The sequence below is a fragment of the Pseudomonas sp. E6002 genome (genome assembly GCF_013385565.1).
Taxonomy (GTDB): Bacteria; Pseudomonadota; Gammaproteobacteria; order Pseudomonadales; family Pseudomonadaceae; genus Aquipseudomonas.
In genome coordinates, this window is sequence record NZ_JACAPT010000001.1 from 277,770 (window position 1) to 301,190 (window position 23,421).

21 protein-coding genes are annotated in these 23,421 nt (G+C 61.0%); all 21 read left to right on the forward strand.

The genetic code is table 11. The features are described from left to right. The first annotated feature begins 1 nt into the window (after position 1). Positions 2-1,264 (forward strand): flagellar assembly peptidoglycan hydrolase FlgJ, encoded by a 1,263-nt coding sequence (flgJ, locus tag HX815_RS01440; RefSeq protein ID WP_003214604.1) that lies wholly within the window; start codon positions 2-4, stop codon positions 1,262-1,264. A 10-nt stretch (positions 1,265-1,274) separates the two neighbouring features. Beyond that, a complete protein-coding gene (flgK, locus tag HX815_RS01445; RefSeq protein WP_008434859.1) occupies positions 1,275-3,311 on the forward strand; it encodes a flagellar hook-associated protein FlgK in 2,037 nt (678 codons plus the stop codon). A gap of 14 nt (positions 3,312-3,325) precedes the next feature. Further along, positions 3,326-4,909 carry a flagellar hook-associated protein 3 gene (locus HX815_RS01450; protein ID WP_003214602.1) on the forward strand — a complete coding sequence of 528 codons (1,584 nt, stop codon included), beginning with the start codon at positions 3,326-3,328 and terminating at the stop codon, positions 4,907-4,909. A 303-nt stretch (positions 4,910-5,212) separates the two neighbouring features. Beyond that, the gene (locus HX815_RS01455; RefSeq protein ID WP_003214601.1) at positions 5,213-6,142 is read left to right on the forward strand and encodes a ketoacyl-ACP synthase III; all 930 of its coding nucleotides are present in this window, start codon (positions 5,213-5,215) and stop codon (positions 6,140-6,142) included. Positions 6,143-6,408: 266 nt separating this feature from the next. Beyond that, the gene (locus tag HX815_RS01460; RefSeq protein ID WP_177027716.1) at positions 6,409-7,869 is read left to right on the forward strand and encodes a flagellin; all 1,461 of its coding nucleotides are present in this window, start codon (positions 6,409-6,411) and stop codon (positions 7,867-7,869) included. A gap of 74 nt (positions 7,870-7,943) precedes the next feature. Continuing rightward, a complete protein-coding gene (locus HX815_RS01465; protein ID WP_102369676.1) occupies positions 7,944-8,303 on the forward strand; it encodes a flagellar protein FlaG in 360 nt (119 codons plus the stop codon). 80 nt (positions 8,304-8,383) lie between these two features. Beyond that, the gene (gene fliD / locus HX815_RS01470) at positions 8,384-9,763 is read left to right on the forward strand and encodes a flagellar filament capping protein FliD (RefSeq protein WP_177027717.1); all 1,380 of its coding nucleotides are present in this window, start codon (positions 8,384-8,386) and stop codon (positions 9,761-9,763) included. A 129-nt stretch (positions 9,764-9,892) separates the two neighbouring features. Continuing rightward, positions 9,893-10,288 (forward strand): flagellar export chaperone FliS, encoded by a 396-nt coding sequence (gene fliS / locus HX815_RS01475; RefSeq protein ID WP_003214591.1) that lies wholly within the window; start codon positions 9,893-9,895, stop codon positions 10,286-10,288. 24 nt (positions 10,289-10,312) lie between these two features. Next, complete coding sequence (locus tag HX815_RS01480; RefSeq protein WP_008434847.1) at positions 10,313-10,609, forward strand: hypothetical protein; 297 nt, start codon at positions 10,313-10,315, stop codon at positions 10,607-10,609. A gap of 171 nt (positions 10,610-10,780) precedes the next feature. Beyond that, positions 10,781-12,256: a sigma-54 dependent transcriptional regulator gene (locus HX815_RS01485; RefSeq protein WP_003214588.1), complete on the forward strand. Its 1,476-nt coding sequence runs from the start codon at positions 10,781-10,783 to the stop codon at positions 12,254-12,256. A gap of 110 nt (positions 12,257-12,366) precedes the next feature. After that, on the forward strand, positions 12,367-13,578 hold the full coding sequence (locus HX815_RS01490; protein ID WP_218168885.1) for a PAS domain-containing sensor histidine kinase: 1,212 nt from the start codon (positions 12,367-12,369) through the stop codon (positions 13,576-13,578). 6 nt (positions 13,579-13,584) lie between these two features. Then, the gene (locus HX815_RS01495) at positions 13,585-14,967 is read left to right on the forward strand and encodes a sigma-54 dependent transcriptional regulator (protein WP_087694335.1); all 1,383 of its coding nucleotides are present in this window, start codon (positions 13,585-13,587) and stop codon (positions 14,965-14,967) included. Between the two features lie 129 nt (positions 14,968-15,096). Further along, positions 15,097-15,429, forward strand: coding sequence for a flagellar hook-basal body complex protein FliE (gene fliE / locus HX815_RS01500; protein WP_003214581.1), 333 nt, complete (start codon positions 15,097-15,099; stop codon positions 15,427-15,429). Positions 15,430-15,443: 14 nt separating this feature from the next. Continuing rightward, a complete protein-coding gene (fliF, locus tag HX815_RS01505) occupies positions 15,444-17,219 on the forward strand; it encodes a flagellar basal-body MS-ring/collar protein FliF (RefSeq protein WP_008434839.1) in 1,776 nt (591 codons plus the stop codon). Then, positions 17,212-18,231, forward strand: a complete 1,020-nt coding sequence (gene fliG / locus HX815_RS01510; protein WP_003214577.1) for a flagellar motor switch protein FliG — start codon at positions 17,212-17,214, stop codon at positions 18,229-18,231. Before fliF ends, fliG begins: the two co-directional genes overlap by 8 nt. Before the next feature lie 10 nt (positions 18,232-18,241). Next, positions 18,242-19,006, forward strand: a complete 765-nt coding sequence (gene fliH / locus HX815_RS01515) for a flagellar assembly protein FliH (protein ID WP_008434837.1) — start codon at positions 18,242-18,244, stop codon at positions 19,004-19,006. Next, on the forward strand, positions 18,996-20,354 hold the full coding sequence (gene fliI, locus HX815_RS01520; protein ID WP_087694334.1) for a flagellar protein export ATPase FliI: 1,359 nt from the start codon (positions 18,996-18,998) through the stop codon (positions 20,352-20,354). Before fliH ends, fliI begins: the two co-directional genes overlap by 11 nt. A 3-nt stretch (positions 20,355-20,357) precedes the next feature. After that, complete coding sequence (fliJ, locus tag HX815_RS01525) at positions 20,358-20,807, forward strand: flagellar export protein FliJ (RefSeq protein ID WP_008434833.1); 450 nt, start codon at positions 20,358-20,360, stop codon at positions 20,805-20,807. 88 nt (positions 20,808-20,895) lie between these two features. After that, positions 20,896-21,201 carry an STAS domain-containing protein gene (locus tag HX815_RS01530; RefSeq protein WP_177027718.1) on the forward strand — a complete coding sequence of 102 codons (306 nt, stop codon included), beginning with the start codon at positions 20,896-20,898 and terminating at the stop codon, positions 21,199-21,201. Further along, positions 21,198-22,916, forward strand: a complete 1,719-nt coding sequence (locus tag HX815_RS01535; RefSeq protein WP_177027719.1) for a fused response regulator/phosphatase — start codon at positions 21,198-21,200, stop codon at positions 22,914-22,916. Before HX815_RS01530 ends, HX815_RS01535 begins: the two co-directional genes overlap by 4 nt. Positions 22,917-22,946: 30 nt before the next feature. Further along, positions 22,947-23,294, forward strand: a complete 348-nt coding sequence (locus HX815_RS01540; RefSeq protein ID WP_003214564.1) for an Hpt domain-containing protein — start codon at positions 22,947-22,949, stop codon at positions 23,292-23,294. The last annotated feature ends 127 nt before the right edge of the window (positions 23,295-23,421 follow it).

Here is a 23,421-nt window from a genome sequence, read left to right on the forward strand (position 1 = left end):
CATGGCCATGGACATGCGCAAGAGCGGCCTGACCAGCACGGCGGATTCGGGTTCCTATTCCGACCTCAACCGGCTTAACCAGTTGAAGGTCGGCGACAAGAACAGCGACGGCAACATGCGCAAGGTCGCGCAGGAATTTGAGTCGCTGTTTCTCGGCGAGATGCTCAAGTCCATGCGTTCGGCCACCGAAGCCCTGGGCAAGGACAACCCGCTGAATACCCCGGCGGCCAAGCAGTACCAGGAAATGTACGACCAGCAGTTGGCGGTTTCCCTGTCTCGCGAGGGCGGTGGTATCGGCCTGGCGGACGTGCTGCTGCGCCAGATGCAGAAGAACAAACCGGTGGACGCCCAGGCGGCCACCCTGCAAGGCCCGGCTGCGCCCGCGAAGAAGGTGGATGTGCCGACTGAAATTGCCGCCGGTACCAAGGCCGATGGCCCGCTGGGCCGCAGCAATGGTCAGCGGCCATTGTGGGCATACCGCGTGGCGGTGCCTGAAGGCACCAACTCCCACGCCAACGACATGGCGCTGATGAACCAGCGACGCATCTCGTTGCCGAGCAAGCTGACGGATCGCCTGCTGGCCGGCATCGTGCCGGGTGCCGAGGCTTCCACTGCCGCCAAGGCCGCGCCGCTGCGCAACAGCGCTGCCGATGATGGCGTGGTCAACAGCACCGCCCGCAGCCTTGCCGCCATACCGCCTCGCGGGCAGATGCAGGTTTACGGCCGCGCCGTCGCCCAGCCACCGCTGGCACCGGCGAAGAAAGCCTTCAGCTCGCAGGATGAATTTGTCGCCACCATGTTGCCGATGGCCAAGCAGGCCGCTGCGAGGATTGGCGTCGACCCACGCTACCTGGTGGCCCAGGCCGCCCTGGAAACCGGTTGGGGTAAATCGGTGATGCGTGCCGAGGATGGCACCAGCAGCCACAACCTGTTCGGCATCAAGGCCGGCCAGAGTTGGCAGGGCGAACAGGCCCGGGCGATCACCAGCGAGTTTCGCGATGGCGCGATGGTCAAGGAGACGGCGCAGTTCCGTTCCTACAATTCCTACCAGGACAGCTTCCATGACCTGGTCACGTTGCTGCAAAGCAATGATCGCTATAAAGAAGTTGTGAAATCAGCCGACAACCCGGAACAGTTTGTGCGCGAGTTGCAAAAAGCCGGTTATGCAACCGACCCGGATTACGCCAGCAAGATTTCGCAGATCGCAAAAACGATGAACAGCTACCAGAACTACGCTGCCGCGGGCGCTTCCACTCATTTATAAGGTCTGAATCATGAGTTTGCTCAATATCGGGATGTCGGGGCTCAATGCCGCCCAGGGATCGTTGTCGGTCTTAAGTAACAACATCGCCAACGTCAACACCCCGGGATACTCGCGTCAACAGAGCGCTCAGACCGCGAATGCGTCGAACGCCTACGGCGGCGTATTTATCGGCACCGGTACGACCCTGGCGGACGTGCGTCGGGTGTACAACCAGTTTCTCACCACGGCTTACCAGAACAGCACGGCACTCGACAGCGATGCCAACGCCTACCTGGACCAGGCCAGTGCCATCGACAAGACCTTGTCGGATTCCAACACCGGCATGTCTTCGGTGCTCAGTGCCTTCTTCGCGGCGGCGCAGACGGCTTCTGCCACCCCGGGCGACGTGTCCGCGCGCCAATTGCTGCTGACCAGCGCCCAGACCCTGAGCAACCGCTTCAACTCCATTTCCGGCCAGTTGAACCAGCAGAAACAAACGATCAACAGTCAGTTGAGCACCATGACGGATCAGGTCAACAAGCTGACGTCCTCGATCGCCTCGCTCAACAAGCAGATTGCCCAGGCCCAGGGGACTTCCAGCAGTGCGCCGGCCAACCTGCTGGACTCGCGTGACGAAGCGGTGCGCTCGCTCAACGAGCTGATCGGCGTTACGGCCACGGAAAAAAACGGACAGTTCAGTATTACGACCGGTACGGGGCAGTCGCTGGTGGAAGGCGGGATATCCAATAATATCTCTGCGGTACCGAGTAGCACCGACAATAGCCAGTACACCATCCAGCTCTCGATGGGCGACTCGTCCATTGACCTTGGCAATGTGGTCACCGGCGGCAGTATCGGTGGCTTGCTGCGCTATCGCAGTGACGTGCTGATGCCGGCCATCAATGATCTGGGGCGCATCGCGATTGCCACGGCAGACACGATCAACAACCAGTTGGGCCAGGGCCTGGACCTCAACGGCGAATTCGGTTCGTCGCTGTTCACCGATATCAACAGCGCGGCGGCGATTTCCCAGCGCAGCCAAGGGGCCGCCGGCAACAGCGCGGGGTCTGGCAACCTGAATGTCACGATCAAGGACAGCAGCCAGCTGACGACCTACGACTACAAAGTCACGTTTACCAGCGGTAACCAGTACAACGTCGTCCGCTCCGACGGCAAGGCCATGGGTTCGTTCGACACCACCACCACGCCACCGCCAGTGATTGATGGCTTTACCCTGGCACTGGACGGCAAAGGGCCCATGGCTGCCGGTGACAGCTTCAAGGTCAGCCCCACGGCCAACGGGGCCACGGGCATCGGTGTCGATCTGAAGGACGTCAACAAGCTCGCCTTCGCGGGCCCCTTGGCGGGGAACGCAAGCAAGACCAACACCGGCACCGGTACGTTCACACCGCCTCAGCTGACTGTGCCGCTGGATATTCATGGCGGCGCTGATACCGCCCAGTTGCGCGCCGGCATCGAAAACTCCATGCCGGTAAAAATGCTCTTTGGCAAGCCGGCCGCCGACGGCACCCAGTCGTATACGGTGAGCGACGCGCAAGGCAATCCGATCGGCAGTGGCACCATCATCCCGGGCCAGGGCAACAAGATCAGCATCAACGTACCGATGCGCGATGCCTCCGGTGCGTTGATCCCGGGCAAAAGCTTCAGCTTCGACACCACGGTCGGCGGCTCGCCTGCCAATGGTGACAGCACGACTTTCTCGTTCAACGCTTCGGGCACCTCCGACAACCGCAACGCCCAGCAATTGCTGGACTTGCAGACCAAGGCCACCGTGGGCGCCAGCGACGGCAGCCCGGGTGTGAGCCTGGTCAGCGCCAACGCCCGACTCGTGTCGCAGGTGGGCTCAAAAGCCAGCCAGGCCGCTACCGACTCCACCGCGACGGGTGCGCTGTTGGCAGCGAACAAGGCGGCCAGCAACTCGGTGTCCCAGGTCAACCTGGATGAAGAGGCGGGTGACATGATCAAGTTCCAGCAGTACTACACCGCGTCGTCGCAGATCATCAAGGCTGCGCAAGAAACTTTCAGCACACTGATTAATGCCCTTTAAAGGAGTCTGGGACGATGCGTATTTCTACACAGCAGTATTTCGACACCAGCGCCAGCAAGTACCAGACGAACTATTCCGGTGTGGTGAAAGCCCAGGACCAGGCGAGCAGCGGTATCCGGGTGCAGACCGCCTCCGATGACCCCGTCGCCGCCGCGCGCTTGCTGCAATTGCAGCAACAGAAAGACATGCTTGGCCAGTTCAACGGCAACATCAACACCCTGCAGAACTCGCTGACCAACGAAGAATCGGTGTTAAAGAGCATCAACACCGCCTTGCAGCGCGGTAATGAACTGGCGCTGCGTGCGGCCAACCAGTCCCTGAGCGATGACGATCGTAAATCCATCGCCAGCGAAGTGGGCGCGCTTGAGGATCAGGTGCTGGGCTTGCTCAACTCCAAGGATGCCAACGGCAACTACATGTTTTCCGGGTCGAAAACCGACACGCCGCCTTACATCCGCAATAACGACGGCACCTACACGTATCAGGGTGACGAGACGCCGCTGAGCTTGCAGATCTCGGACAATCTGTCGATGGCGGGGGGCGACACCGGTAAGTCGATGATGGAAAGTTCGACCAACACCGGTCGCACCCAGGCTACGTTGTTGCCGCCTGCGGTCAATGACGGCAAGGTCGCGGTATCGGCGGGCACGGTGACCTCCGGTGTCACCTACACCAAGAGTTTTACCGACGGCCAGCCCTACAAGCTGACCTTCAGCAGCAGCACGCAGTATTCCGTGACCGACAAGGACGGTAACGACGTTACCTCGGAGATTCCCGGCAACGGCACTTTCGACGCGACCAAAGAGGGCGCATCCAGCGTCAACCTGCGCGGCGTCAAGTTCGATATCAGCCTGACGCTCGGCGCGGACGTTGCGCCCGGCGCTGACTCCGACGCACTGGTGGCGGGCAAGGCGTTCACCCTGCAATCCAAGCCGGACACCTTCAGTGCTTCGCGTTCGCCAGGCAACGCGTCGACTGCACAAGTCACCGGTGGCCAGGTGACGGATCAGGCGGCCTACGCCAGCACCTTCCCTGATACCGGTGCGGTGATCAAATTCACCAGCGGCACCACGTATGAGGTGTATGCGCAGCCCTACAGTCCGAACAGCAAGACCATCGCGACCGGCACCATGGCTGCCGGTGCCACCTCGATCAACGCGGCCGGCGTGACGTTCGACATCAGTGGTGCGCCAGGGGCGGGCGACCAGTTTGCGGTCAGCGCCGTCAGCAACAAGAACGAAAACGCCCTGGACACATTGAGCCAATTGCGCAAAGCCCTGGAAACGCCGGCTGACGGCAACCTGGTCGCGCAGAACAACCTCAAGGATGTGGTGGCCAAAACCATCGGCAACCTGAACAACGCCAGTTCACAGATTGACCAGGTGCGCGGCTCCATCGGTGCTCGCCAGAATGCCCTGGATCTTCAAACGGATGAAAACACCAGCCTGGGGACTGCCAATACCAACACCATGAGTTCCCTGGGCAACGTTGACATGGGTCAGGCGGCGATCAACCTGCAGCTTCAGCAAACCATGCTGCAGGCCTCTCAGTTGGCCTTTGTGAAAATCTCTCAGTTGAGCCTGTTCAACAAAATGTGATGTCTGCAGCTGCAAACCGGCGGCTCACCCTGGAAACGGGGTGGGCCGTTGTGGTTTTTGGCGTTTGTATGTCCCCGTGTTTCGCACAAAGCGCAGAAAATTGAGTGACCTGTGAGTCATAAAGCGCATCTTCACTGTATCGTGTGAAAAGGATAGGTCGTCGCCAGGTCTCTGCGAGGGCCTGCCGCCAGGGTAAAAAGGCGGTTTTCGGCGAGTTTTTTGCGGGGTCATCCCCATTATTGTCAGCACCCGGCGACGTGTCTCGCGGGGTGTTCTCCAGCTATTTAGTATTGGGAAGCCACAATGATTGGCATAAAAAGCATCGCCAGTTACGTGCCGGCAGACGGGATTGATAACTACGCCCAGGGTGCCAAATTCGCCAAGGATGAAGAATTCATCATTGGCAAGATCGGTTCGGCGTTCCTGCCGCGCAAGGATGCCGCGCAGGAAACCTCCGATCTGTGCGTCGAGGCGGTCAACGCCTTGTTTGCCAACAACCCCGATTTGAAGCGCGAGTCCATCGATGCGCTGATCGTCGTTACCCAGAATGGCGACGAAGAGGGCTTGCCTCACACCGCCGCCATCGTCCAGGACAAGCTGGGCCTGCCGACGCACGTGGCGGCCTTCGATATTTCCCTGGGCTGCTCGGGCTACGTCTACGGCATCTATGCGATGAAGGGCTTCATGGAGGCTACCGGCCTGAAGAACGGCCTGCTGGTGACCGCCGATCCGTACTCGAAGATCGTCGACCCTGAAGACCGCAACACCACCATGCTGTTCGGCGATGCCGCTACCGCCACCTGGATGGGTGAAGACGCGCCGTGGCAGTTGGGCAAGTCCAAGTTCGGCACTGACGGTTCCGGTGCGCCGCACTTGAAGGTCAGCGATGGCGTGTTCTTCATGAACGGCCGCCAGGTGTTCAACTTCGCCTTGCTCAAGGTGCCGGCGCATTTGCACGAGCTGCTCAACGAATCGGACCTCAAGGCTGACGAGATCGATGCGTTCTGCATCCACCAGGGCAGTGCGGCGATTGTCGACGCCGTGGCCCGGCGTTTCGAAGACGCGCCGGTGGACAAGTTCATCAAGGACATGGTCGAGACCGGCAATACCGTGTCCTCGAGCATTCCGCTGCTGCTGGAAAAGCACATGCTCGACTCCACCTGGAAGCGCGTCGCCATCAGTGGTTTTGGTGTGGGGCTGTCCTGGGGCTCGGCGATTTTGCACCGCCCTTGACGACTTAAAGGCGCTGCACAAAAAAACGCCCATGATCGAAAGATCATGGGCGTTTTTTATTTGGCGCCAGAAAGCCAACAATTGCTGGGGTTTGGGCTATCGTAAATGCTTGAATTAAAAGGGGTGGCACGGCGCCAGTAAAAAAAATCAAAAAAGTCCTCAAGCAACCTGCTTTCACGACGATAACTATTACGAAGGTTCTCTAGGCCACACCCGGCGGTTGCCAGGGCCGGAAGCCGCAGTACACCACCCACGAGGATTTCGTCATGGCATTAACAGTAAACACCAACCTTGCTTCGTTGACCGTTCAGAACAACCTGAACAAGGCTTCCAGCGCCCTGCAAACTTCCATGCAGCGCCTGTCCTCCGGCCTGCGTATCAACAGCGCCAAAGACGATGCGGCCGGCCTGCAAATCGCTGGTCGTCTGACCAGCCAGATCAACGGCCTGGGCGTTGCCATCAAGAACGCCGGTGACGGTAACTCCATCGCGCAAACTGCTGAAGGCGCGATGCAGCAATCCACCAACATCCTGCAGACCATGCGTTCCCTGGCTCTGTCGTCCGCTAACGGCTCCCTCAGCGCTGACGACCGTAAGTCGAACCAGGCTCAGTACGCGGCTCTGACTTCTGAATTGACCCGTATCGCTTCTACCACCACTTTCGGTGGTCGTAACCTGCTGGACGGTTCTTTCGGTACTACCGCTTTCCAAGTGGGCGCCAACGCCAACCAGACCATCAACATGAGCCTGGGCAACGTAGCGGCTAACAACATTGGTTCGCAGCAGCTGCTGTCTTCTGCTCAAACGCCAACTGCTAACGGTATTGCAGCCGGTACCATCAGTGTGACCGGTGGCGGCCAGACCTCTGCTTCGCTGACCATCGCACAGGGTGCTTCGGCCAAGGATATCGCTGCCCAACTGAACGGCGCAGTCGGCGGCCTGCAGGCCTCCGCCAGCACTGAACTTAAGTTCACTGTACCTGCCAGCTTCCCGGCTGCTACTCCAAACGGTAAGTTCGACCTGACAGTCGGTAGCGGTCCTAGCGCCACTACTGTTTCGTTCACCGGTATCACCAGCGCTGCTGACCTGGCCGACCAACTGAACTCCAACGCTGCCAAGCTGGGCATCAGCGTTAACTTCGACCAGTCGACCGGCTCTCTGTCGATCAAATCCGACTCGGGTGAGAACTTCACCTTTGATAACGCTGACGCTGGCGGTCAGCTGATGAGCATCGCTACCAAAGGCGGCGACGGCAAGTTCAACGCGACTGCTACCCCACTGGATGCAGGTCCGCTGGTTGCTACCGGCGCTATCTCGTTGAACTCCAGCTCGAGCTACTCGCTGACTGGTACCGGTGGTGGTGTTGCTGGCTTGTTCGCTGCAACCGGTACCAACGCAGTCAACTCGGCTAAAGTCGTTGTCAGCAACACTGACGTGACCACCGCTGCCAACGCTCAGAGCGCTGTTGACGTGCTGACCCAGGCACTGTCCACCATCGACTCCCAGCGTGCTGACCTCGGTGCTGTACAAAACCGTTTCGACAACACCATCGCCAACCTGCAGAGCATCTCGGACAACTCCACTTCTGCCCGTGGCGTGATCCAGGACGTTGACTTCGCTGCTGAAACCGCTCAGCTGACCAAGCAACAGACCCTGCAACAGGCTTCGACTGCGATCCTGTCCCAGGCGAACCAACTGCCATCCGCTGTACTGAAGCTGCTTCAGTAATAACGGCGCTTGGTAACTGACGGAAGGGCGCGTTTACGTGCCCTTTTGTCTTTTGTCTAATGAGGTGATTGGTCATGGACATGAGCGTCAAACTGAACCTGTCTTACCCTGCGGCAGCGCCACAGAATGCACCTGCTCCTGTCAGTGCCGATCCGCAGAAGCCCAAGGTGGACGCCGTTGCTGGCGCGAAAGATGCCCAGCAGCCATCGAGCCACACCGACTTGAAAAAAGCGGTCAACGACATAAACGAATTCATCCAGGCTGCCCAGCGCAAACTGGATTTTTCCATTGATGACTCCACCCACCAGGTTGTGGTCAAGGTCATTGCGACCGAAAGCGGTGAGGTCATTCGCCAGATTCCTTCGGAATTGGCCCTGAAACTCGCCCAGAGCCTTCATGACGCCAGCAGCTTGCTGTTTGACGCCAAGGTCTAAACTGGCATGAACTTTGTTGCGAAAACTGCCTAGAGCGTGATTCGTCAATAAAGCATCAGCCCCGGATTAGGAGAAAGACGATGACAGTCGTAGCAGGTCTAACGGTCAACGGCCCGGGTACGGGCATCGACGTTCAAGGTCTTGTTAAGTCGTTGGTGGGGTCGCAAACCGCACCCAAGCAAGCGCAGATCGACAGCCAGACCAAAACATCCACTGCGCAACTGACTTCGATCGGCAAGATCCAGGCGGCTCTGGACGCGTTCCGGGGCGCGTTGGACACCATGACCAAGACTGTTAACTTCAGCGGCTTGAGTTCGACGCTGTCGAACGACAAGCTCGCGACGGTCACGTTGGGCCCAGGTGCCGCCGCCGGCAACTTTACGCTGGGTGTCACCCAATTGGCCACGGCGTCAAAGGTCTCCACGGCAGTAATTCCTGGCGGGCCGACGGCCGTTGTCAATTCCGGGGTCTCGGCGACGGTGTTTACGGTCTCCCAGTCCGGCAAGAATTACAGCGTCAGTGTGCCACCGGGCGGAACCCTGCAGCAGGTGCGCGATTCGCTCAACTCGCAGTACGGCAACGCGGGCTTGAGTGCCAACATCCTGACTGACTCCAACGGTTCGCGGTTGGTGGTCACATCGTCGACGACCGGTGTCGGTAGCGACATCACCTTCAAGGGTTCCTCGGGCCTGGATACGGGTGCGACGGTTGTGGGCTCGGCGCCGCAGAACGCCATATATAACCTTGATGGCAGCCCTCAAGAGTCCAAGAGTAATACCCTGCCCGACGCAATCAGTGGTGTGAGCATTACCTTGACGGGGGTTTCGGGGACCGATGCCCCTTCGACGATCAAAGTGTCTGCGAACAGCGCAACCCTGAAGTCGGCAGTCAAGGGCTTCACAGATACCTACAGTGCGTTGGTCAAGGCTGTGAATGCCGAGACTCAGGTCACCACCAATGCCGACGGTTCCGTCACGCCAGGCCCGTTGACCGGGGACAGTTCGGTGCGCAGCATGATGGCGTCGATCCGCAACGTGATGAACTCGGTGACCGGTAGCGGCTCGTTTTCATCCCTGGCGCAGTTTGGCGTGACCACGGACCAGACAGCGGGCACCCTGAGCGTCAGTGATGTGGCGTTTGACAAGGCGGTCCTCACTAATGGCTCCGACATCAACAGCATCTTCACCGGGCCCAGCGGACTGTTGGCAAGCCTGACGAATGCCACCGCCAACTTTGCGCTGAGCAAGACCGGGGTGTTCGCCGAAAAGTCTTCGACGCTGCAGGATAACCTCAGGGATTTGACCAACCAGCAGACCGCCCTGAACACGCGTTCTGATGCCCTGACGGCCTCCCTGACCCTGAAATACAACGCCATGGACTCCCTGGTCGCGCAGCTCAAGGCTCAGGGCGACAGCGTCATGACCACGCTCAACTCGCTGAACAATCCGAAGTCCACCTGATTGGCGGATGGATAAAGCCCGCCGAAGGCGCTGAGTCAAAGCGCCAGGCGGGCTAAAGTTTTGTGTAACACCGTCGACATAATAATCAGCGTCCACCCTTTTAGCTGTCGCCTGTCACGAGGTAGAAACATGAATCCCATGAGAGCCCTTCGCCAATACCAGAAGGTCAACACCCACGCCCAGATCTCCGAAGCCAGCCCGCACCGCCTGGTGCAGTTGCTGATGGAAGGCGCACTGGATCGTATGGCGCAGGCCAAGGGTGCGATGGCTCGCGGTGATATCGCGCAGAAGGGGTTGATGCTGGGCAAGGCGGTGGACATCCTCGTCGGGTTGCGTGACGGCCTGAACCCCGAGAAGACCCCGGACCCGATTGCACTGCAGCAGTTGGATAACCTGTATGCCTTCATGACCATGCGCCTGCTGGAAGCCAACCGTCAGAATGACGCTGCGATGATCGATGAGGTCGCAGGTCTGATGATTACGCTCAAGGAAGGCTGGGATGGTATTGCCACAGAGGTACAGTAGGCCGTAAGGCCTGAGGACGATGTCATGAGCCAAGCATTGCAAAAAATCGACGAGACCCGTGAGGCGCTGTCCGAGGCGTTGGCTGAACGCAACTGGGGGGCGATCGGCGAACTGGATTTGGGCTGCCGCGCGTTGATCGATGCTGCGCTCAACGAGGATTCGGCGGATGAGGCAGCCATTCGGGCAAAACTGGAAGACTTGCTTTCGGTCTACCAGCAGTTGCTTGAGGCGACGACAGGGGAGCGACAGGCTATTTTCGAAGAGATGTCGCAGTTCAACCGAGCTAAACATGCGTCAAAGGTTTACCATATGTTCGGCTGAAGGCTCAGTTAATCCGAACACCGCGCGTCATAAATTTGACTGTGCACGATTTTTTGACTTAACTAGTGCTATTTTCAGACGTCAGAAAGCCGTAGCGCAGAAAATGCCTACAGCAATCTAGATTGCCCCAACTCGAGGGCATTAGAGTTTTACTAGGGAAGTTGCTATTGCATGTGGCGTGAAACCAAAATTCTGCTGATCGATGACGATAGCGTTCGGCGCCGCGATCTGGCGGTGATCCTGAATTTTCTTGGCGAAGAAAATCTACCCTGCGGCAGCCACGACTGGCAGCAGGCGGTCAGCTCTTTGTCGTCGAGCCGCGAAGTCATTTGTGTGCTGATCGGGACGGTAAACGCTCCTGGTGCAGTTCTGGGCTTGTTAAAGACACTGTCGACCTGGGATGAGTTCCTTCCGGTGTTGCTGATGGGCGATATTTCTTCCGTGGACCTTCCGGAAGACCAGCGCCGCCGCGTGCTTTCCACCCTCGAAATGCCCCCCAGCTACAGCAAATTGCTCGACTCCCTGCACCGTGCCCAGGTCTACCGCGAGATGTACGACCAGGCCCGCGAGCGCGGCCGTCACCGCGAACCCAACCTGTTCCGCAGCCTCGTCGGCACCAGTCGTGCGATCCAGCACGTGCGCCAGATGATGCAGCAAGTGGCCGACACCGACGCCAGTGTGCTGATCCTTGGCGAGTCGGGCACTGGCAAGGAAGTGGTCGCACGCAACCTGCACTACCATTCCAAGCGTCGTGACGGGCCGTTCGTGCCGGTCAACTGCGGGGCGATCCCGGCAGAACTGCTGGAAAGCGAACTGTTCGGCCACGAGAAGGGTGCCTTTACCGGGGCGATCACCAGCCGTGCCGGGCGTTTTGAACTGGCCAACGGCGGCACCCTGTTCCTCGACGAAATCGGCGACATGCCGCTGCCGATGCAGGTCAAGCTGCTGCGGGTATTGCAGGAGCGCACCTTCGAGCGCGTGGGCAGCAACAAGACCCAGAGCGTCGACGTACGCATCATCGCGGCCACCCACAAGAACCTCGAAAGCATGATCGAGGTCGGCAGCTTCCGCGAAGACCTGTACTACCGCCTCAACGTATTCCCGATCGAAATGGCGCCCCTGCGCGAGCGCGTCGAAGACATTCCGTTGCTGATGAACGAGCTGATCTCGCGCATGGAACACGAAAAGCGTGGTTCGATTCGCTTCAACTCGGCGGCGATCATGTCCCTGTGTCGCCACGGCTGGCCGGGCAACGTCCGCGAGTTGGCCAACCTGGTGGAGCGCATGGCGATCATGCATCCGTACGGGGTGATCGGCGTGGTCGAGCTGCCGAAGAAATTCCGCTACGTCGACGACGAAGACGAGCAATTGGTGGACAGCCTGCGCAGCGACCTGGAAGAGCGCGTGGCCATCAACGGCCACACACCGGACTTCGGCTCCACCGCCATGCTGCCGCCGGAAGGCCTGGACTTGAAGGACTACCTCGGCAGCCTCGAACAAGGCCTGATCCAGCAGGCACTCGACGACGCCAACGGTATCGTCGCCCGTGCCGCCGAGCGCCTGCGCATCCGTCGTACCACCCTGGTGGAGAAGATGCGCAAGTACGGCATGAGTCGCAAGGAAGGTGATGAACAGGCGGATGATTGACGCCTGTTTTTCAACTGACTGAAAACTAAGCCTATTTTTTTAGGCACGGGTATTGCTACAGCACTCGCAACGTTCCGTTTAACTGACGGTCAGCCAAGCGAGAGAGCATGATGCCCCACGCCGCCCAACTATCTTCGGTCCCTGACACTCAGGGGCCGGCCCCCTCCGTAGAGCAGATCAGCCGCCTCGGGCTTGAACAGGCTTTTTCCCTGTTCAACCAGATGTCGAGCCAGTTGACTGACTCCTACAGCCTGCTGGAAGCCCGGGTTTCCGAGCTTAAAGGCGAGTTGGCCGTGGTCAGTGCGCAGCGCATGGAAGAGCTGGCCGAGAAAGAGCGACTGGCCAACCGTCTGCAAAACCTCCTCGACCTGTTGCCCGGTGGCGTGATCGTCATCGACGAGCAGGGCCGTGTGCGCGAAGCCAATCCGGCGGCCTGCAACATGCTTGGCCTGCCGCTGGAAGGCGAGCTGTGGCGCGAGGTCATCACCCGCTGCTTTGCCCCGCGGGAAGACGACGGCCACGAAATCTCCCTCAAGGATGGGCGCCGCCTGTCCATCGCCACGCGTTCCCTGGATGCCGAGCCCGGCCAGTTGGTGTTGCTCAACGACCTGACTGAAACCCGGCACCTGCAAGACCAGTTGGCCCGCCATGAGCGCCTGTCGTCTTTGGGGCGAATGGTCGCTTCCCTGGCCCACCAGATTCGTACGCCATTGTCGGCCGCGCTGATTTACGCCAGTCATTTGACTGATGAGCAATTGCCCGCCGCCACCCACCAGCGTTTTGCCGGCCGCCTCAAGGAGCGCCTGCATGAACTGGAGCATCAGGTGCGCGACATGCTGGTGTTTGCCCGCGGCGAATTGCCGCTGACCGATCGCGTCACCCCGGCCGCCTTGATGCAGTCACTGCAAGCGGCGGCGGCCACTCATATCCAGGAAGCGTCAGTCCGTTGGCAGTGCGACAGCCATTACGGCGAGTTGCTGTGCAACCGCGACACCCTGGTGGGCGCGCTGCTCAACCTGATCGAAAACGCGACCCAGGCCAGCGGCCCCGGGGCGCGGCTCAAGGTGCACCTGTACAACCGTGGCGACACCCTGCGCCTGAGCATCAGCGACAGCGGCAGCGGGATTGACCCGGTGGTGCTGCAGCGCCTCGGCGAGCCTTTTTTTACCACCAAGACCAACGGGACCGGCCTGGGCCTGACCGTGGTCAAGGCAGTCGCCCGTGCACATCAGGGAGAATTGCAGCTGCATTCCCGGTTGGGTCGTGGCACGTGCGCGTTGATCACGCTGCCGCTGTTTTCATGCGCCGACAGCGCGGAGTAAAAGGTCATGGCTATCAAGGTTTTATTGGTTGAAGACGATCGCGCCCTGCGTGAAGCATTGGCTGACACGCTGTTGCTGGCGGGCCATGACTATCGGGCGGTCGGTTCTGCCGAAGAAGCCCTGGACGCGGTGGAGCAGGAGTCCTTCAGCCTGGTGGTCAGCGACGTCAACATGCCGGGCATGGACGGACACCAGTTGCTCGGCCTGTTGCGTGCGCGCCAGCCGCAACTGCCGGTGCTGCTGATGACCGCCCACGGCGCCGTGGAGCGTGCCGTCGACGCCATGCGCCAGGGCGCTGCGGATTACCTGGTGAAACCCTTCGAACCCAAAGCCTTGATCGAACTGGTCGCCCGGCATGCCCTCGGCACCCTGGGCGCTGCCGAGGGTGAAGGCCCGATTGCCTTCGAACCGGCCAGCGCGCAATTGCTGGAACTGGCGGCCCGTGTTGCCCGCAGCGATTCCACCGTGCTGATCTCCGGCGAGTCCGGTACCGGCAAGGAAGTACTGGCGCGCTACATCCACCAACAATCCCATCGTGCCAGCCAGCCGTTCATTGCGATCAACTGCGCGGCCATTCCCGACAACATGCTCGAAGCCACCTTGTTCGGCCATGAGAAGGGCTCGTTCACCGGCGCCATCGCGGCGCAGGCCGGCAAGTTCGAACAGGCTGACGGCGGCACCATCCTGCTCGACGAAATCTCCGAAATGCCCCTGGGCCTGCAAGCCAAGTTGCTGCGGGTATTGCAGGAGCGCGAAGTGGAGCGGGTGGGCGCACGCAAGCCGATCCAGCTGGACATCCGTGTGGTCGCCACCACCAACCGCGACCTGGCGGGCGAAGTGGCGGCGGGGCGCTTCCGTGAGGACCTGTTCTACCGGCTCTCGGTGTTCCCGTTGGCCTGGCGCCCGTTGCGCGAGCGCCCGGCCGACATCATCCCGCTGGCCGAGCGCCTGCTGGGCAAGCACGTCAATAAAATGAAGCATGCCCAGGCGCGCCTGTCGGCCGAGGCCCAGGCCTGTCTGATCAGTTACCCGTGGCCCGGCAACGTGCGGGAACTGGACAATGCGATCCAGCGTGCGTTGATTTTGCAGCAGGGCGGCCTGATCCAGCCCCAGGATTTCTGCCTGGCCATGGGCGCGGGCGCAGCGCCGCAGCCGAGCCTGGCTGCCGCGCCACAGGTCGAAGCCGTGCCTGCCGAATCCGCCGGCGCCCTGGGCGACGACCTGCGTCGCCGGGAATTCCAGATGATCATCGACACCCTGCGCTCCGAGCGCGGGCGCCGCAAAGAAGCCGCCGAGCGCCTGGGCATCAGCCCGCGCACCCTGCGCTACAAGCTGGCGCAGATGCGTGACGCCGGGATGGACGTGGAAGCCTATCTCTACGCCACCTGAAAATTCTCAAAGCCGACAGGGCCAGTCGCCTTTTCTTACAGAATGCCACGGAGCTGGCACCCTTGTTGCTACCACCCCTGTAATCGCTGTGTAGTGTCAAAAAATTGCGGGTCGTCGGAGAGAAAGTTCATGAGCCAAGGTGTTGAGTTCAATCGGTTGATGTTGGATATGCGGTCCATGCAAATGGATGCCATGGCTCAACCGAAATCCGCCGCGCAAGCCGTACCGGAATTGGGCCAGAGCAGCTTTGCCGACATGCTCGGCCAGGCCATCAACAAAGTCAGCGACACCCAGCAGGCATCCAATCAGTTGGCGACCGCCTTCGAGATCGGCAAGAGCGGCGTGGACCTCACCGACGTGATGGTCGCCTCGCAAAAAGCCAGCGTTTCATTCCAGGCCTTGACCCAGGTGCGCAACAAACTGGTTCAAGCCTATCAAGACATCATGCAGATGCCGGTTTAAGGACGATTTGAGTCATGGCAGAAGCACTCGTGGATAACGCACCCGCCAAGGCAGACGGCAAGCCGCCGCTGTTTGGCCTGTCGTTCCTGGAAAACCTCTCCGAGATGACCATGTTGCGTCAGGTAGGCCTGATGGTCGGCCTGGCTGCCAGCGTGGCGATTGGTTTTGCCGTGGTGCTGTGGTCCCAGCAACCGGATTACCGTCCGTTGTACGGCAGCCTGGCGGGCATGGATTCCAAGCAGATCATGGAAACCCTGGCGGCGGCAGACATCAGCTACACCGTCGAACCGAATTCCGGCGCCCTGTTGGTCAAGGCCGACGATGTGGCCCGTGCGCGGATGAAACTGGCGGCTGCCGGCGTAACCCCGTCCGACGCGAATATCGGCTTTGAAATCCTCGACAAGGACCAGGGCCTGGGGACCAGCCAGTTCATGGAAGCCACCCGCTACCGTCGCGGCCTGGAAGGCGAACTGGCGCGCACCATCTCCGCCCTGAACAACGTCAAGGGCGCCCGCGTGCACCTGGCGATTCCGAAAAGCTCGGTGTTCGTGCGTGATGAACGCAAGCCCAGCGCCTCGGTCCTGGTCGAACTCTTTGCCGGCCGCTCCCTTGAGCCTGGCCAGGTATTGGCGATCATCAACCTGGTGGCCACCAGCGTTCCTGAATTGAGCAAGTCGCAGATCACCGTAGTCGACCAGAAGGGCAACCTGCTGTCGGACCTCGCGGAAAACTCCTCGCTGACCATGGCCGGCAAGCAGTTCGACTACAGCCGCCGTATGGAAAGCATGCTGACCCAGCGGGTGCACAACATCCTGCAACCGGTGTTGGGCAATGATCGCTACAAGGCTGAAGTGTCGGCCGACGTCGACTTCAGCGCCGTCGAATCGACCTCCGAGCAGTTCAACCCGGACCAGCCGGCCCTGCGCAGTGAGCAATCGACCACCGAACAACGTACCGCCAGCAATGGCCCGCAAGGCGTGCCGGGTGCCCTGAGCAACCAGCCACCCACCCCGGCCACTGCCCCGCAAACCACCGGTGGCGCTGCCGCTACCGCAGGCGCGGTGCAGCCTGGCCAGCCGCTGCTGGACGCCAACGGCCAGCAGATCATGGACCCGGCCACCGGCCAGCCCATGCTCGCGCCGTACCCGGCCGACAAGCGCAACCAGTCCACCAAGAACTTCGAGCTTGATCGTTCGATCAGCCACACCAAGCAGCAACAGGGTCGGATCAATCGCCTGTCGGTGTCGGTGGTGGTGGATGACCAGGTCAAGGTCAATGCCGCAGACGGCGCCATCACCCGCGCCCCATGGAGCGCCGATGAATTGGCGCGCTTCACTCGCCTGGTACAGGACGCGGTGGGCTTCGATGCCAGCCGTGGCGACAGCGTCAGCGTGATCAACATGCCGTTCTCCGCCGAGCGTGGCGAAGTCATCGCCGAGGCAGCGTTCTATACTCAGCCGTGGTTCTGGGACATCGTCAAGCAAGTGCTCGGGGTGTTGTTCATCCTGTTGCTGGTGTTCGGCGTACTGCGCCCGGTGCTCAACAACATCACCGGCCACGGCAAGAAGCAACTGGCCCTGGCCGGCGGCGACGTCGAACTGGGTGGCATGGGCGGCCTCGATGGCGAACTGGCCAACGACCGCGTGAGCCTCGGTGGCCCGCAAAGCATTCTGTTACCGAGCCCGAGCGAGGGTTATGACGCTCAGTTGAACGCAATCAAGAGCCTGGTGGCCGAAGACCCGGGTCGTGTGGCCCAGGTCGTGAAAGAGTGGATTAACGCAGATGAGTGATAGCCGAGCTGCAGTAGCCAAACTCTCCCGGGTCGACAAAGCCGCCGTGCTGTTGCTGTCCCTCGGAGAAACCGACGCCGCCCAAGTGCTGCGCCACATGGGGCCCAAAGAGGTTCAGCGTGTCGGCGTGGCCATGGCGCAAATGCGCAATGTGCACCGCGAGCAAGTCGAGCAGGTGATGAGCGAGTTCGTCGAGATCGTCGGCGACCAGACCAGCCTGGGCGTCGGCTCCGACAGCTACATTCGCAAGATGCTCACCTCGGCCCTGGGCGAAGACAAGGCCAACGGCCTGATCGACCGTATCCTGCTGGGTGGCAACACCAGCGGCCTCGACAGCCTGAAGTGGATGGAACCGCGGGCCGTGGCCGATGTGATCCGCTACGAACACCCGCAAATCCAGGCGATCGTGGTGGCGTATCTCGACCCCGACCAGGCCGGTGAAGTGCTCGGCCACTTCGACCATAAGGTGCGCCTGGATATCATCCTGCGCGTCTCGTCGTTGAACACCGTGCAGCCAGCGGCCCTGAAAGAACTGAACACGATTCTCGAGAAGCAGTTCTCGGGCAATTCCAACGCTTCGCGCACCACCCTGGGCGGCATCAAGCGTGCGGCCGACATCATGAACTTCCTCGACAGCTCGGTGGAAGGCCAGTTGATGGACTCGATCCGCGAGATCGACGACAGCCTGTCGGTGCAGATCGAAGACCTCATGTTCGTGTTCAACAACCTCTCCGACGTCGACGACCGTGGCATCCAGGCGTTGCTGCGGGAAGTCTCCTCCGACGTGCTGGTGCTGGCGCTCAAGGGCTCCGACGAAGGCGTCAAGGAAAAGATCTTCAAGAACATGTCCAAGCGAGCTTCCGAACTGTTGCGCGACGACCTCGAGGCCAAGGGCCCGGTGCGCGTCAGCGACGTGGAAACTGCACAGAAGGAAATCCTCACCATTGCCCGCCGTATGGCCGAAGCCGGAGAAATCGTTCTCGGTGGGAAGGGCGGCGAAGAAATGATTTAAGGCGCCGCGCATGTCGAACAAAGATGAGACGCCCAGCGATCTGATTCGCGCACGGGACGTCGGAGGGTTCGACGTCTGGTCGCTGCCCAGTTTCGACCCGCATCGCCCGGAGCCTGAGCCGGAGCCGGTAGAAGAACCCCCGGCCGAGATGGAAGAAGTGCCGCTGGAGGAAGTCCAGCCACTGACCCTGGAAGAGCTCGAAAGCATTCGCCAGGAAGCCTACAACGAAGGTTTCTCCACCGGCGAGAAGGACGGTTTTCGCAGCACCACTCTCAAGGTCCGCCAGGAAGCCGAGGCCGCGCTGAGCGTCAAGCTGGCCAGCCTGGAAACCCTGATGGGCAGCCTGTTCGAGCCCATCGCCGAGCAGGACTCGCAGATTGAAAAAGCCATGGTCGGGCTGGTGGAGCACATCACCCGCCAGGTGATTCAGCGCGAATTGGCCCTGGACTCCACGCAAATCGAAAGCGTGATGCGCGAAGCCCTCAAGCTGCTGCCCCTGGGCGTCGGCAACGTGCGGCTGTACATCAACCCGCAGGATTTCGAACAGGTCAAAGCCCTGCGCGAGCGCCATGAAGAAACCTGGCGCATCGTCGAAGACGCTGCGCTGCTGCCCGGTGGTTGCCGGGTCGAGACCGAGCACAGCCGCATCGATGCCACGGTGGAGACGCGCATCACGCAGATCATGGCCAAGCTGTTCGATCAGTTGCACGAGCAGGCGCTGCACCCGGCAGAGCCGGACTTGAGTGTCGAGCTGGACACCCCCGATGCGCCTTGATCGCACCAGCTTCGCCAAGCGCCTGGGTGGCTATGCCGAAGTCACCGAGTTGCCCGGCCAGCCGATCCTGGAGGGCCGCCTGCTGCGCATGGTCGGCTTGACCCTGGAAGCCGAAGGCCTGCGCGCCGCCATGGGCAGCCGCTGCATGGTGATCAACGACGACAGCTACCACCCGGTGCAGGTCGAAGCCGAAGTGATGGGGTTCTCCGGCAGCAAAGTATTCCTGATGCCCGTCGGCAGCGTTGCCGGCATTGCCCCCGGCGCTCGCGTGGTGCCGCTGGCCGACACCGGCCGCCTGCCGATGGGCATGAGCATGCTCGGCCGCGTGCTGGATGGCGCCGGGCGCGCCCTCGACGGCAAGGGCGGGATGAAGGCCGAAGACTGGGTGCCGATGGACGGCCCGACCATCAACCCGCTCAAGCGCAACCCCATCAGCGTGCCGCTGGACGTGGGCATTCGCAGCATCAACGGTTTATTGACGGTGGGCCGCGGCCAGCGCCTGGGCCTCTTCGCCGGTACCGGCGTGGGTAAGTCGGTGCTGCTGGGGATGATGACGCGCTTTACCGAGGCCGACATCATCGTGGTCGGACTGATCGGCGAGCGGGGCCGCGAGGTGAAGGAATTCATCGAGCACAGCCTCGGCGAAGAAGGCCTCAAGCGTTCGGTCGTGGTGGCCTCACCGGCGGATGACGCGCCGCTGATGCGCCTGCGCGCCGCGATGTACTGCACGCGCATCGCCGAATATTTTCGCGACAAGGGCAAGAACGTCCTGCTGCTGATGGACTCCCTGACCCGTTTCGCCCAGGCCCAGCGGGAAATCGCCCTGGCCATCGGCGAGCCGCCGGCCACCAAGGGCTATCCGCCGTCAGTGTTCGCCAAGCTGCCCAAGCTGGTGGAGCGTGCCGGTAACGCCGAAGCCGGTGGTGGTTCGATCACTGCGTTCTACACCGTACTCTCCGAGGGCGATGACCAGCAGGACCCGATTGCCGACTCGGCGCGGGGCGTGCTCGACGGGCACATCGTGCTGTCCCGGCGCCTGGCCGAAGAAGGGCACTACCCGGCCATCGACATCGAAGCCTCCATCAGCCGGGTGATGCCGTCGGTGGTCACCCCGGAGCACATGATGCGCGCGCAGCAGTTCAAGCAACTGTGGTCGCGTTATCAACAGAGCCGCGACCTGATCAGCGTCGGCGCCTATGTGGCCGGCGGCGATCGCGAGACCGACCTGGCGATTGCCCTGCAACCGCAACTGGTGACGTACCTGCGCCAGGGCCTCAACGACAAGATCAGCATGGGTGAAAGCGAGGCACACCTGGGCACCATCTTCGCGCCGGCGCCAGGCGGATAAACCATGGCCAACACTCGCGCCGCGCGCCTTGCCCCGGTAGTGGACATGGCCGAAAAAGCTGAAAAGACCGCCGTCCAGCGCCTGGGGTACTTCCAGGGCCAGGTTCGCCTGGCGGAAAGCAAGCTGGGGGATCTGGAGCGCTTTCGCGGCGAGTATCAGCAGCAGTGGATCGAGCGTGGCAGCAAGGGCGTCTCCGGGCAGTGGCTGATGGGCTACCAGGGCTTTCTCAACCAGTTGGAAACCGCCGTCGGCCAGCAGCGCCAGAGCCTGGCCTGGCACCAGGCCAACGTCGACAAGGCCCGCGACAGCTGGCAACAGGCCTATGCCCGGGTCGAAGGCCTGCGCAAACTGGTGCAGCGCTACATCGACGAAGCCCGTGCACTGGAAGACAAGCGCGAGCAGAAATTGCTGGATGAATTGTCCCAGCGTCTTCCCCGCCAAAACCCCTATTAACCACGCCCTCGCCGCCACATGGATTTGCCCACTTCCCCATCACCTGCTACACCTTGTTGCACATTGCCAATGACAAGGAAGCAGTCGTATGTCAGTCGAATCAGAAGTGTCCCTGGACGGGACGAAGTTGACGATCACCGTCAGGGGGCGATTCGATTTCGGTAGCCACCAGGCCTTTCGTGATGCCTACGAGCGGTTCTACAAGGTGCCCGAGATCTACGTGGTGGACTTGAAGGAAACCACCTACATGGACAGCTCGGCCCTGGGCATGCTCCTGCTGTTGCGTGACCATGCCGGAGGCGACAATGCCGAAGTGCAGGTGATCAACGCCAACTCCGATGTGCGCAAGATCCTGGCCATTTCCAACTTCGACAAACTGTTCGACCTCACTTGAGCGTCCTGGCCCCGGTCCTCGAGGCGCTGACGGTGTTGATCGCCGAAGACAGCGCCGCCGACCTGTTGTTGCTGTCGACCATCGTGCGCCGCCAAGGCCACCAGGTGCTGACCGCCAGCAACGGCCAGGAAGCGGTCGATGTGTTTACCCGTGAACGGCCGCAGTTGGTGTTGATGGACGCCCTGATGCCGGTGATGGACGGCTTCGAGGCGGCCCGCCAGATCAAGCAGCGGGCGGGGGAGGCGCTGGTGCCGATCATCTTCCTCACCTCCCTGCGCGAGAGCGAAGCCCTGGCCCAGTGCCTGGATGCCGGGGGTGACGACTTCCTGGCCAAACCCTATAGCCAGGTGATCCTGGCGGCAAAGATCAATGCCATGGATCGCCTGCGTCGCTTGCAGGCCACGGTGTTGCAGCAACGCGACCTGATCGCCCGGCACCACGACTACCTGCTGCAGGAGCAGCGAGTGGCCAAGGCGGTGTTCGACAAGGTGGCCCACTCGGGCTGCATCAACGCCGCGCCGAATATTCGTTATGTGCAGTCGCCCTACGCGCTGTTCAACGGCGATTTGCTGCTGGCCGCGTACACGCCGTCGGGCGATATGCATGTGCTGCTGGGGGACTTTACCGGCCACGGTTTACCGGCGGCGGTCGGCGCCATGCCCCTGGCGGAAGTGTTCTACGGCATGACTGCCAAGGGCTACGGATTGGCGCAAACCCTGCGGGAGATGAACGCCAAGCTCAAGCGCATCCTGCCGGTGGACATGTTCTGTTGTGCCACCTTGCTGTGCCTCAGCGCCCAGCGACGGGTGGTGGAAGTGTGGAATGGCGGCATGCCCGACGGCTACGTGCATGACGTCACCACCGGCAAGCGCACGCCGCTGGTGTCGCGGCATTTGCCATTGGGCGTGCTGGCGGCCGAGGCGTTTGATGACCGCACTGAAGTCTGGCCGATGGCGCTGGGTGACCGGGTGTTTTTGCTGTCGGATGGTGTGCTGGATACCGCCGATGCCCATGAACAGTTGTTTGGCGCCGAGCGGTTGCAGCAGGTGTTTGCGGCCAATCGCGAGCCGGACCGGTTGTTCGAGGAGATCGAACAGGCCCTGGCGGGTTTTCGCGGTGAGGTGCGCGATGACATCAGCATGGTGGAGATCAGCCTGCAGGCGGATGAGCCGTTGCGTTCGTCGTCGGTGGTGTATTCCGACAGTGGGCAGTCGTCGCCGCTGGATTGGTCGGTAAGTTTTGAGTTTCGTGCCGAGACGCTCAAGTCCTACAACCCTTTGCCGTATTTGTTGCAGTTGCTGTTGGAGATTCATGGGCTGCGGGAGCAGAGCGGGGCGTTGTACAGCGTGATGGCAGAGTTGTATTCCAATGCGCTTGAACATGGTGTGCTGGGGCTGGATTCGCGGCTCAAGCGGGATGCGCAGGGGTTTGCTGCGTATTACCGCGAGCGTAATGAGCGGCTGGCGCGGTTGGATAGCGGGTATGTGCGGGTGCACCTGGATGTGGTGCCGACCGGGGAGGGGGGGTGTCTGACGCTGCGGATCGAGGACAGTGGGGCCGGGTTTGATGTGGATAAGGTGCTGGCCAGGCCGCTGGATGTTGACCGTCTGTCTGGTAGGGGGTTGAGCCTGGTGCGCCAGTTGAGCAGCGATGTAGGCTGGTCTGACGGCGGGCGGTGTGTGTGCGTGGAGTTTTCATGGAAGGCTCTGGCATAATCCGCCGATTCTTGATCAAGGAGCGAACAAGTGGCAGAGATTCATCTGGACCCCGATGTGCTGACTGGCTTGCAGGAGGTCATGGAGGGCGAGTATCCGAAGCTGCTCGACACTTTTCTCGATGACTCGCAAAAGCGGGTAGAGGCGTTGCGCCGGGCTCGGGATGATGCCAAGGCGCTTGGGCGGATTGCGCATAGCTTCAAGGGGAGTAGCGGTAATCTTGGGGCGGTGCGGTTGGCTGAGCTTTGTCAGTTGCTCGAGGATAAGTCCGCCAAGCCTGTGGTTGCGGATTTGGCGCAGTTGGTGGATGAGATTGACCATGAATTCGCGCTGGTGCGGCCGTTGTATGAGCATGAGCGGGGGCGGTTTCAGCTCTGACGCTTTTGGTGTGTATATCCGTTTCTTCGGTAACGGCGGCTTATGGTTTCGCTCTTGCAGCGAGTCACTTTGCAAAAGCGGCACAGTAACCAAAGCGCTCTGCCCCATCAAAAACCAGAGCGAAAGC